Below are 10,636 nucleotides of genomic sequence, written 5' to 3' on the forward strand. Positions count from 1 at the left end.
CATCCACCTCGTAATAGGCCAGCTCCCGCTGCATGATGGTTTCCAACGGCAGCGTGCCGGCATTTGCCGGTGCCGCGGGTGGACTCGGCGTACTGGTGGATGCCGGGGTCGGCGTGGCGGCGGTGATACCGGGAATGAATCCATGCAGGGCTCACTGGAAGGGAAGTGCCTGAGCCTAGCCAGCCCCGGGTACCGGACTGGTACTGAGTCACGCTACTGCGCCAAGTGACTGTTTCATGGGCGCTCTCACCTCCTACCGCGCAACACACCGGGCCACACACGACACTCCATGGCGACCCGGATCGCGGACAATAGCGGCATGACCGATCGTGTACCGCTGTTGCTGCTGCCCGGCCTGCTCAACGACGCCGAACTCTGGCGCGCGCAGATTGCCGCGCTGTCTGATATCGCCGACTGCACCGTAGGCGACCAGACCCGAGGCGACACCATGCAGGCGGTGGTGGAGGACGTACTGGCCCAGGCCCCGGAACGCTTCGCCCTGGCAGGCTTCTCGCTCGGTGGCTTTGTCGCCCAGCAGATCCTGCGCGTGGCCCCGGAGCGGGTGCTGCGTCTGGCGCTGGTGGATACCTCGATCCACGCCGACTCGCCCGAACGTGCCGCGCAGCGCCAGTCGCAGCGTGCGAGCGTGCGCCTGCCCGGTACGTTCCATGGCTTCGGCGACAAGCTGATGCGCAGCTACATCGATGCCTCGCGGCTGGACGACTACGTGCTGGTGCAGCGCGTGCGTGACATGACCGCACGCCTCGGCGCAGAGGTGTTTCTGCGCCAGAGCGCGCTCGATCGCGTTGACGGCCACGACGTACTGGCCGGCTACCGTGACCCGCTACTCATCATCTGCGGCGCCAACGACCGCATCACCCCGCTGGCGATCAGCGAGGAGATGCATGCCCTGGTACCCGGCTCAACCCTGGTCATGCTGCCCGATTGCGGCCACCTCGCGCCAATGGAAAAGCCCGAGGAAGTAACCGCTGCCATGCGTGAGTGGTTGCTGGCCCGCTGGTAGGGTCGCATCCCAATCGACCGCCGATAACGGTGCCGCGTTCTGTTGTGGCATGACCTCCGCCGAAGAAGCGCTCTTCGGCAGAGGTCATGCGTTCGCCGCGCAGATCATCGTGGTCGGCGGTTGATCGGGATCCAACCCTACCAACCCAGGCGTCCGGCGACCCCTGAGCGAAGGTCAATCCCACGCCGGCGCAATGCCCTCCGGGTTCGCCAGCCGCTGTCCACGATCCAGCGTGGCAATCTGCGCCATGTCCTCGTCGCTCAACCGCAGGTCCGCCGCGAGCAGGTTGCTGGCCAGGTTCTCGCGCTTGGTCGAGGACGGAATCACCGCAAAGCCCTGCTGCAGCGCCCAGGCCAGTGCGACCTGCGCCGGGGTGGCGTCGTGGCGTTCGGCAATGGCCTGGATCACCGGATCCTTCAACACTTCGCCATAGGCCAGGCTCATGTAGGCCGTCACATGGATGCCCTGCTCGCGCAGGAACGCAATCAACGCCCGATTCTGCAGGTACGGATGCACCTCGATCTGGTTGGTCGCGATCGCATCGGCACCGAGGATTGCAACCGCCTGGCGGGTGAGCTCGATGGTGAAATTGGAAATGCCGATCTGCCGGGTCAGGCCTTCGGCCTTTGCCTGCGCCAGCGCGCCCAGGTATTCGGCCATCGGCACCGCGTCGTTCGGCGACGGCCAATGAATCAGGGTCAGGTCGACATGATCGGTACGCAGCTTGCGCAGGCTTTCGCGCAGGCTCTCCAGCAGCGCATCGTGCTGGAAGCTGGCGATCCAGATCTTGGTGGTCAGGAACAGGTCCTCACGCGCCACGCCAGACTCGGCGATGGCCTGCCCGACCTCGGCTTCGTTGCCGTAGATCTGCGCCGTATCGATGGCGCGGTAGCCCACGTCCAGTGCGTTGCGGACCGAATCGATGACGGTCTGGTCCTTCAGGCGGAACGTGCCAAGGCCGAATGCGGGAATGCTCATGGAAAACTCCTTCAGTGGGAGGTGCAGGCTACGCCGTGCACCGTTAAACGAATCAAATGAGAAGGCTCAATGGGCGGCGACAACCACGCCCTCGGCGCGATCCTCGATCCCGTCACGCCGGTCCAGCCGTCCGCTCAGCACGGTCAGCCCCAGCGCACCCAACACCACCAGCGCGCCCAGCCACGGCGTATGCATCAGGCCCAGGTGATCCACCACCAGCCCGCCCAGCGAAGCACCCATTGCGATGCCCACGTTGAACGCGGCGATGTTCAGGCCAGAGGCCACATCAGCGGCCTGCGGCGCAAAGCGTTGCGCCTGCTTCACCACGTACACCTGCAGCCCCGGCACGTTGCCGAACGCCACCGCGCCCAGTGCCAGCACCGTCAGCAGCACCAGCCAGGTGTTGTGCGCGGTGAAGGTCAGCGCGAACAGCACCAGCGCCAGCAGCCCGAAGATCAGCTTCAGCGCCGGAATCGGCCCACGGCGGTCGGCCAGGCGGCCACCCCACAGGTTGCCGATCGCCACCGACACGCCGTACACCAGCAGCACGCCGCTCACCGCGTTCGGCGAGAAACCGGTGACGTCCTGCAGGATCGACGCAAGATAGGTAAAGGACAGGAACGTACCGCCATAGCCCAGCGCGGTGATCGCATACACCAGCAGCAGGCGCGGCTGCGCCAGTACCGAAAGCTGCTGGCCGAACGTCGCTGGCTCGCTGCGCTGCAGGTTGCGCGGCACGAACAGCAGGCTGCCGATCAGCGCGACCACGCCCAGCGCCGCCACTGCCAGGAAGGTGGCGCGCCAGCCCAGGTGCTGGCCGATGAACGTGCCCAGCGGCACCCCGGTGACCAGTGCCACGGTCAGTCCGGTGAACATGATCGCAATCGCGCTGGCCGCCTTTTCCTTCGGCACCACCGACGTGGCGATGATCGAGCCGATCGAAAAGAACACGCCGTGTGCCAGCCCGGTCAACACCCGCGCCACGATCAGCGAGCCATAGCTGGGCGCCATCCAGGCAATCACGTTGCCCAGGGTAAACAGCACCATCAGGGCCACCAGCAGGGTCTTGCGTGGCACCCGGCCGGTCAGTGCGGTCAACACCGGCGCGCCGACCGCCACGCCCAGCGCGTACAGCGAGACCAGCAGACCCGCGGAGGGCAGGGACACGCCGAGGTCGGCGGCAATGGTCGGGATCAGCCCGACGATGACGAATTCTGTGGTGCCGATGGCGTACGCACCCAGCGTAAGCGCCAACAGGGCCAAGGGGATGCCACGGGACATGAGCGTTACCGGTGGAAGAGAAGGTGCGCAGTCTGCGCGCGGGACTCTTGCCGAAGAACCGGTCTTCACGCCAATGACTCTTGCTTCATGGTCAATAATGGGGCCATGAAGACCACCCTCGATGAAATGCAGGCGTTCATCGCCGTGATCGACAGCGGTTCGATCACCGCCGCCGCCGAAGCGCTGGGCCAGACCACTTCCGGGGTCAGCCGGGCCTTGGGCCGCCTGGAGGAAAAGCTGGGCACCACGCTGCTGACCCGCACCACCCGGCGGCTCCAGCTCACCGAAGAGGGTGACGCGTTCCTGGCCCAGGCCCGCGCCATCGTGGCCTCGGTGGAAGCGGCCGAAGAGCAGATGACCGCGCGGCGCCAGCGCCCGGCCGGGCGGCTGCGCGTTGATGCGGCCACCCCGTTCGTGCTGCATGTGATCGCCCCGCTGGTGGCGGGCTTCCGCACGCGCTACCCGGACGTGCAGCTGGAGCTCAACAGCAGCGAGCGCTACATCGATCTGCTCGAACGCCGCACCGACGTCGCCATCCGGATCGGCCCGCTGGCCGATTCCACCCTGCACGCGCGCCCGCTCGCGCACAGTCGCCTTCGCGTATTGGCCAGCCCGGCCTACCTCGCCCAGTACGGCACGCCGAAGACGGTTGAAGAACTGGACGGCCACGCGCTGCTCGGCTTCAACGAACCGGATTCGCTCAACCACTGGCCGCTGCCTGGGCGCACCGACGCGCTGCTGCACATCCGCCCGGCGGTGGCCGTGTCCAGCGGCGAAACCCTGCGCCGGCTGGCGCTGGAGGGGGCGGGCGTGGTCTGCCTGTCCGACTTCATGACCCACCGCGACCGCGATGCGGGCACGCTGGTGCAGGTGCTGCCGGCGCTCACCGTGGAAGTGCGCCAGCCCATCCACGCCGTGTACTACCGCAACACCGCCGTTTCGGCGCGGATCAGCAGCTTCCTGGACCATCTCGCCGAATCCATGACCGGGCGGGCGTTCCTCCGCTGAAACCGATGCATAGGCCGGCCAACGGCCGGCGCTACCCGCCGCTGGCAAAGTATGTAACTATTGTTGTTACATGAAATCCAGCAATCAATTCTCCGACGCGCTCCACATCATGGCCCACCTGGTCGGCCAGGACGGACCGCGCACCTCCGAACAGCTCGCTACCTGCCTGCCGACCCACCCGGTGGTGATCCGCCGCCTGCTCGCCGCGCTGCAGAAGGGCGGGCTGGTCCACACCGCCCGCGGCCATGGTGGCGGCAGCCAGCTGGCGCGCGACCCGGCCACCATCACCCTGCACGACGTCTATCTCGCCATCGGCTCGCCGGCGCTGCTGCATACCGGCGCGCGCGAAACCGGCGCGGCTGCCCGGTGCAGCAGGTGGTGAATGCCGCGCTGGATGAGAGCTACCAACAGGCGCAGGCGCTGCTCGAACAGCGCCTGCATGCCACCACGCTGGCGACCCTGGGCGACACCTTTGCCCAGCACCTGGCCCAGCACAGCAAGGGAGTTCCCCATGACCTTTGATGCCGTGATCGTCGGCGGCAGTTTCGCCGGGCTCTCCGCCGCCATGATGCTGGCGCGTGCGCGCCGCAGCGTGCTGGTGATCGACAGCGGGCTGCCGCGCAACCGCTTCTCCAGCCACTCGCACGGCGTGCTGGGTCTGGATGGCATCTCCGGCGGCGACCTGCTGCGCCAGGCCAAGGCACAGCTGCTGGATTACCCCAGCGTGCGCTGGGCCAACGACATCGCCACCGACGCGCAGCCGACCGTGGATGGTTTCGCGGTAAGCACGGCGGCCGGTGATACATGGGCGGCGCGCAAGCTGCTGCTGGCCACCGGCATCCGCGATGTGTTGCCCGGGCTGCCCGGCCTTGCCGAACGCTGGGGTCACAGCGTGCTGCACTGCCCGTACTGCCATGGCTATGAAGTGGGCGGCGGCGCGATCGGGCTGCTGGGGGGACATCCGATGTCGCCAATCATGGCCGGGCTGATCGCCGACTGGGGCCAGGTCACCTTTTTCACCCAAGGCATGGCACTGGACGAGGAGCAGCTGGGCACGCTGCAGCGGCGCGGGGTGCGGATCGAAACGGAAACGGTCGTGGCACTGGAAGGCGACCCGCCGCAGTTGAGTGGGACGTTGCTGGCCGATGGACGCCACATCGACCTGCGCGCGCTGTTCGTCAGTGCGCGGCAGGAAATGGGTTCGGCGCTGGTGGAGCAGCTCGGCTGTGAACTGGAAGACAGCCCGGTCGGTGTGCTGGTTCGGGTGGATGCGCAGAAGCAGACCACCGTGCCCGGTGTTTACGCGGCGGGTGATGCAACGTTGATGGGCAACATCACGTTGGCCAGTGCGGAGGGCGTGCGCGCCGGGGTCAGCATGCATCACGCGCTGGTGGCCGAGGATGGGGCAGTGGTGAAGTGATGCAGCAACGGCCACCCTGGGGTGGCCGTTGCTGGTGCGGTCTATTCCGGAGGCGTGGTCAGGCGGCGCTGGCGCTTTCCAGCTGTGCGATGTCTTCGGCGGTCAGGCCTACCTGGGCAGCGGCGAGGACGTCGTGCAGCTGTTCCACGCGGGTCGCGCTGACGATCGGCGCGGTGATGCCCGGGCGGGCGATCAACCAGGCAATGGCGACCTGGGCGGGGGTCGCGTTGTAGGTGCCGGCCACGTCATCCAACGCCTGCAGGATGCGCAGGCCACGCGGATTGACGTACTTGGCCACCACGCTGCTGCCGCGCGAGCTGCTCTTGGCCGCATCGTCGGCACTGCGGTACTCGCCGCTGAGGAAGCCGCTGGCCAGCGAGTAGTAGCTGATCACGCCCAGCCCGTGCTCGCGCGCCACCGCTTCCAGCCCGCTTCGTAACCGGCACGGTCATACAGGTTGTACTCCGGCTGCAGCGTCTCGTAGCGGGGCAGCTTGTAGTCCGCCGATACCTTCAACGCGGCCTGCAGCCGCTCGGCGCTGTAGTTGGAGGCGCCAATCGCACGTACCTTGCCCTGTTCGATCAACCGGCCAAACGCGGCCAGCGTGGTTTCCAGCGGCGTGGACTCGTCATCCTCGTGCGCCTGGTAGAGATCGATGACATCGGTCTGCAGGCGGCGCAGCGAATCTTCCACGGCCGCGCTGATGTTGTCGGCGGACAGCCCCGGGTGTTCGGCCCACTTGGCCACCTTTGTGGCCAGCACCACCTTGTCGCGCTTGCCGCTGCGCTGGAACCAGCGGCCCAGGATCGTTTCCGATTCACCGCCCTTGTTCCCGGGCACCCAGGCCGAATACACATCGGCGGTATCGACCAGGCTGTAGCCGGCATCGACGAACGCATCGAGCAGGGCGAACGAGGTCTTCTCGTCCGCGCCCCAGCCGAAGACGTTGCCGCCGAACGCGATGGGAAGCACTTTCAGGCCGGAACGGCCGAGTTCGCGCGGTGCAGTCATGGGCAATCCTCCAGTCAAATCCAATGTCACAGCATAAGTGCCTGTCCATGACACCGCTGCGGCGCGGGCCACAAAACAGTGTTCCGCTTCGCTGCACTGCACTAACGTTTTGTGAACACCTTTGACATCGCGGCTGCTAGGCTCGCCGCATCCCGCCACCGTAGGTGATCCGATGAAAGCCCGTTCGCTCAGCTGTGCCTGCCTGTTCACCGTGTCCACGCTGCTGCTTGCCGCCCCCGCCATGGCCATCAAGCCAGCCGGCCCCAACGCCCAGCCCGCCATCACCGCCGCCGTCCAGGCTGCCGTCGACGGCAAGGGCCGCACGCCGGACAACGTGAAGCGCGACGCCTACCGGCACCCGGCGCAGACGTTGTCGTTCTTCGGGGTGGAACCGGGCGAGACCGTGGTGGAAATCACCCCCGGTGGCGGCTGGTACTCGGAGTTCCTCGCCCCGCTGCTGCGTGACAAGGGCACCTACGTCGCGGCGGTGGTCGACCCGATGGCGGTTGCTGAAGGCGAGGCCCGCGATTACCAGCAGCGCGGCCGCGACGGGCTGGAAAAGAAGTTCGCCGGCACCCCGTCGCTCTACGACAAGGCCAAAGATCGTGGGCTACGACCCCAAAGCCCCCGAGTCTTCGGCCCCGACAACTCCGCCGATGTCGTGCTGACCTTCCGCAACGTGCACAACTGGCGCAGCGCCAAGCACAGGCCGAAGGCATGTTCAAGGGCTTCTACAGCGTGCTCAAGCCCGGTGGCGTGCTCGGCGTGGTCGAACACCGTGCCAAGGCCGACGTGCCGGCCGACGACAAGAGCGGCTAACGCGGCCAGGCCCAGGTCATCGCCATGGCCGAAGCGGCCGGCTTCAAACTGGCCGGCAGCAGCGAGATCAACGCCAACCCGCGCGATACCAAGGACCACCCGAACGGCGTGTGGACCCTGCCGCCGGTGAACAACCATGACGCCGCCGATGATGCCAAGTACAAGGCGATCGGTGAAAGCGATCGCATGACCCTTCGTTTCGTGAAGTAGTGCCGGGCCCTGCCCGGCTACGCAGGGCGCGCGACCAACGGTCGCGCGCTACCGGTTGAGATAGCGGTAGGCGGCGACCGTTGGTCGCCGCGCACCCGGCGTGCACCGGGACAATGACACCTCGTCACCCACGTCCCGTCCCATGCTGATCGCCTTCAACAAGCCCTTCAACGTCCTGTGCCAGTTCACCGACAGCAGCCAGCCGCCACGCGCGACCCTGGCCGGCTTCGGCCTGCCGCCTGACGTATACGCGGCAGGTCGCCTGGACTACGACAGCGAGGGCCTGCTGCTGCTCACCGACGACGGCAGGCTGGCGCATCGGCTGACTGACCCGCGCCACAAGGAAGACAAGACCTACTGGGTGCAGGTGGAAGGCACGCCGACCGACGAGCAGGTACAGGCGTTGCGCAGGGGCGTGCAGTCGAACGACGGCCCGACCCTGCCCGCACGCGTGGAGTACCTGGAAACCCCAACTCGTGGAGTGCACGCCGCCGGTGCGGTTCCGCAAGACCGTGCCTGATGCATGGCTGGCCATCACCCTGCGCGAAGGGCGCAACCGCCAGGTGCGGCGGATGACGGCGGCGGTGGTCTGCCCACGCTGCGGCTGGTCCGCGTGGCGATGGGCCCGCACGGGTTGGAGGACCTGCAGCCCGGCCAGTGGCGGCGGATCGATTTGATCCAAACAAAAACCGCCGGACAGGCCGGCGGATTTCGTCTTGACTGCAACGTGCCTGATGGATCAGGCGTTGCTGCCGATATCGCGGCGCTGATCCACCACCGTGGTGTTGCGGCGGTTGCGCGCGCTGATGCGCTCGGCCTGCCCATTCATGATGCTGCCGTTGGCCAGCTTCTCTCTGCTGCTTGCGGTACAGCGCGTAGCCCAGCAGGCCTACACCTACCGCGGCCACGGCGATGGTTGCCGCCCGGGTTACGGCGCACCGCCTTGGCGGCCACTTTGCTGCCGGTCTTCACTGCACCCAGCGCCGCACCGGTTTTGATCCAGTCCGTCGCCTGCGGGCCGAGGTGGCGCAGGTTGCTGCCGGCATGCTTCAGGCCATCGCCTGCGCTGCTTGCCAGATCCAGTGCACGCTCCAGGGCGCGGTCGGTAATCACGGTCAGTCTGCTCATTGGGGGGTCCTTTGCCTCGGTTCGAAATCCAGTGTCGCGCGGGGGCCGTGTAGGGCGTGTTATCCGCCAGGCACGGCATGGTCACGACCATAACCAATCCGCGCGATCCATTCAGGTGGACCGGCGGCGCACGGTCAGCCGGCGTCATGTCCCGCGCGGCTTGGCGCGATGGGTGGCGCTGGCGGTCCACGGATCATCCGGGCGACGGGTGCCGTGGGTAGCGCCCCTTCATTTCCTTCTTGACCTCGGCATAGGTGTTGGCCCAGAAGTTGCGCAGGTCCTGGGTCACCTGCAGCGGGCGGCCACCGGGCGACAGCAGGTGCAGCGTGAGCGGCACGCGGCCATCGGCGATGCGCGGCGTATCGGCCAGCCCGAACAGCTCCTGCAGCTTCACCGCCAGCACCGGTGGCTGCGGTGCCGCCATCGGCCTCCAGCGCATACGTGATCGTCCGCTCCATGCCCGAGGGCACCGCGAGCGCACCGGCGCATGCCTGTCGATCAGCTGGCGCTGTGCCCACGGCATCGGCGACTTCAGCGCCTCGCCCAGCGTGGACTCATCCAGCGCATCCAGGCGCGTTTTGCCATTGAACGCCGGCGTCAGCCACTGTCGTGAGCGTCTCCGTCAGCGCCGCATCCGACACCTCCGGCAGGTCCAGCTCCGGCATCCACGCGCGCAGCGAGAGCGCTCGCGCCTGCCACTGGCGCAAGCCGTCGGTCCATGGCAATGCCTCCAGTCCCAGCTCGCGCACCGCCCTCGGCTCAAGGCCTGCGCGGCCTGCGCCGGATCCACCCGACCGGCCGAAGCGGGCCGTCCAGCACGATGCGATCGAAGCGGCTTTCGCGGCGCGCCACCAGCGCCCGCTTGTCCGCGTCCCAGCGCACCACGTCCTGCTGCTGGAAGCGCTGCGGGAAATCCCGGCGCAGGCGGTTCTCGTCCACCGGCGCGGCGCGCTGCAGCGCATCGCGGGCTTCGTAGCGCAGTTCCACCGCCACCAGCCACGGCTCACCGCGCAGATCGCTGGGGTCGAACAGGCGCGCGCTGCGCCCATTGGCCAACAGGTAACGCAGCGGGTCGGTAGGATGCCGCGCCGCGATCCGGTCCGGCAAGGCGTGCGCCAGCAGGTCGCCCAGCTGGTGGGCCTCCACCGTCGACGGCGGCGTGGTGTCGCAGCCCAGGCGCCGCCGCCACTGCTTGCTGGCCGCATCGATGGCCGCCAGCGCGCCGCGATTGGCGTCCTGCGGCACGCGTCCCTGCCGGAATGCGGCCAGCGCCCGCCACCGCGCGGCCAAGGCATCGCCGCCGTGGCGCAGCGGATCCCGCGCTTCCACCAGCGCGGCCAGGTCGCAGGCCAGCGCCTGCTCGGTGCCGTTGCCGGCCGCCAGCAACATCGCCGACAGCCGTGGGTGCGTGCCCAGGGTGAGCATGCGCCGGCCCAGCGCGGAGCAGCCGGCGCCGCTATCGCCCAGCGCACCCAACCGCTGCAGCAGCTCGCGCGCGGCGGCCATCGCGCCCACCGGCGGCGCATCCACGAAATGCAGGTCCTCGCTGCCCCATGCAGCCAGCTCCAGCGCCAGCGCGGCCAGCTCCACCTGTGCGATCTCCGGCCGGCGCTGCGCTTCCAGCCGCTGCGACTGCGGCCACAGCCGCCAGGCCCAGCCTTCAGCCACGCGCCCGGCGCGGCCGGCGCGCTGGTCGGCCGAGGCCTGCGCCATGTTCACCACGTCCAGGCGCGAAAAACCGCTGGGGTCAATGTTGG

At 67.9% G+C, this 10,636-nt stretch carries 14 protein-coding genes; 7 read left to right on the top strand and 7 right to left on the bottom strand.

The window, feature by feature from the left end; translation table 11 throughout:
• Nucleotides 1-289: 289 nt before the first annotated feature.
• Nucleotides 290-1,024 (top strand): alpha/beta fold hydrolase, encoded by a 735-nt coding sequence (locus ACR9Y8_RS31175; protein ID WP_481217238.1) that lies wholly within the window; start codon nucleotides 290-292, stop codon nucleotides 1,022-1,024.
• Between the two features lie 174 nt (nucleotides 1,025-1,198).
• On the opposite strand, the gene dkgB is transcribed toward ACR9Y8_RS31175, so the two are convergent.
• On the bottom strand, nucleotides 1,199-2,002 hold the full coding sequence (gene dkgB / locus ACR9Y8_RS31180) for a 2,5-didehydrogluconate reductase DkgB (protein ID WP_210131333.1): 804 nt from the start codon (nucleotides 2,000-2,002) through the stop codon (nucleotides 1,199-1,201).
• Nucleotides 2,003-2,068: 66 nt separating this feature from the next.
• Nucleotides 2,069-3,283, bottom strand: coding sequence for an MFS transporter (locus tag ACR9Y8_RS31185; protein WP_217538936.1), 1,215 nt, complete (start codon nucleotides 3,281-3,283; stop codon nucleotides 2,069-2,071).
• Between the two features lie 105 nt (nucleotides 3,284-3,388).
• Between ACR9Y8_RS31185 and ACR9Y8_RS31190 the strand changes: the two genes are divergently transcribed.
• The 4 genes from ACR9Y8_RS31190 (at nucleotide 3,389) to ACR9Y8_RS31205 (ending at nucleotide 5,711) form a co-directional block, all read left to right on the top strand.
• Nucleotides 3,389-4,291 (top strand): LysR substrate-binding domain-containing protein, encoded by a 903-nt coding sequence (locus tag ACR9Y8_RS31190; RefSeq protein ID WP_481217239.1) that lies wholly within the window; start codon nucleotides 3,389-3,391, stop codon nucleotides 4,289-4,291.
• 70 nt (nucleotides 4,292-4,361) lie between these two features.
• On the top strand, nucleotides 4,362-4,673 hold the full coding sequence (locus tag ACR9Y8_RS31195; protein ID WP_481217240.1) for an Rrf2 family transcriptional regulator: 312 nt from the start codon (nucleotides 4,362-4,364) through the stop codon (nucleotides 4,671-4,673).
• The gene (locus ACR9Y8_RS31200) at nucleotides 4,658-4,813 is read left to right on the top strand and encodes a hypothetical protein (RefSeq protein ID WP_481217241.1); all 156 of its coding nucleotides are present in this window, start codon (nucleotides 4,658-4,660) and stop codon (nucleotides 4,811-4,813) included. The genes ACR9Y8_RS31195 and ACR9Y8_RS31200 overlap by 16 nt, the downstream gene beginning before the upstream one ends.
• A complete protein-coding gene (locus ACR9Y8_RS31205; protein WP_481217242.1) occupies nucleotides 4,803-5,711 on the top strand; it encodes an NAD(P)/FAD-dependent oxidoreductase in 909 nt (302 codons plus the stop codon). Before ACR9Y8_RS31200 ends, ACR9Y8_RS31205 begins: the two co-directional genes overlap by 11 nt.
• 58 nt (nucleotides 5,712-5,769) lie before the next feature.
• Here the strand turns inward: ACR9Y8_RS31205 and ACR9Y8_RS31210 are convergent, their stop codons facing one another.
• Both ACR9Y8_RS31210 and ACR9Y8_RS31215 read right to left on the bottom strand, forming a co-directional pair.
• Nucleotides 5,770-6,105, bottom strand: a complete 336-nt coding sequence (locus ACR9Y8_RS31210; protein WP_481217243.1) for an aldo/keto reductase — start codon at nucleotides 6,103-6,105, stop codon at nucleotides 5,770-5,772.
• The gene (locus ACR9Y8_RS31215) at nucleotides 6,102-6,722 is read right to left on the bottom strand and encodes an aldo/keto reductase (RefSeq protein ID WP_481217244.1); all 621 of its coding nucleotides are present in this window, start codon (nucleotides 6,720-6,722) and stop codon (nucleotides 6,102-6,104) included. The genes ACR9Y8_RS31210 and ACR9Y8_RS31215 overlap by 4 nt, the downstream gene beginning before the upstream one ends.
• A gap of 843 nt (nucleotides 6,723-7,565) precedes the next feature.
• On the opposite strand from ACR9Y8_RS31215, the gene ACR9Y8_RS31220 reads away from it, so the two are divergent.
• Both ACR9Y8_RS31220 and ACR9Y8_RS31225 read left to right on the top strand, forming a co-directional pair.
• Entirely contained in the window at nucleotides 7,566-7,751 is a 186-nt protein-coding gene (locus ACR9Y8_RS31220; RefSeq protein WP_481217245.1) for a hypothetical protein, read from the top strand.
• Nucleotides 7,752-7,893: 142 nt separating this feature from the next.
• Nucleotides 7,894-8,271, top strand: a complete 378-nt coding sequence (locus ACR9Y8_RS31225; RefSeq protein ID WP_481217246.1) for a pseudouridine synthase — start codon at nucleotides 7,894-7,896, stop codon at nucleotides 8,269-8,271.
• A gap of 305 nt (nucleotides 8,272-8,576) precedes the next feature.
• Here the strand turns inward: ACR9Y8_RS31225 and ACR9Y8_RS31230 are convergent, their stop codons facing one another.
• The 3 genes from ACR9Y8_RS31230 to ACR9Y8_RS31240 all read right to left on the bottom strand — a co-directional run.
• On the bottom strand, nucleotides 8,577-8,879 hold the full coding sequence (locus ACR9Y8_RS31230) for a hypothetical protein (RefSeq protein ID WP_481217247.1): 303 nt from the start codon (nucleotides 8,877-8,879) through the stop codon (nucleotides 8,577-8,579).
• Between the two features lie 193 nt (nucleotides 8,880-9,072).
• Nucleotides 9,073-9,480, bottom strand: a complete 408-nt coding sequence (locus tag ACR9Y8_RS31235; protein ID WP_481217249.1) for an ATP-dependent helicase C-terminal domain-containing protein — start codon at nucleotides 9,478-9,480, stop codon at nucleotides 9,073-9,075.
• Between the two features lie 158 nt (nucleotides 9,481-9,638).
• Nucleotides 9,639-10,636: DEAD/DEAH box helicase (locus ACR9Y8_RS31240; protein ID WP_481217248.1), on the bottom strand; the 998-nt coding region annotated here is incomplete at its 5' end.

This window comes from Chitinophaga sp. SVR4-12A (assembly GCF_056754765.1).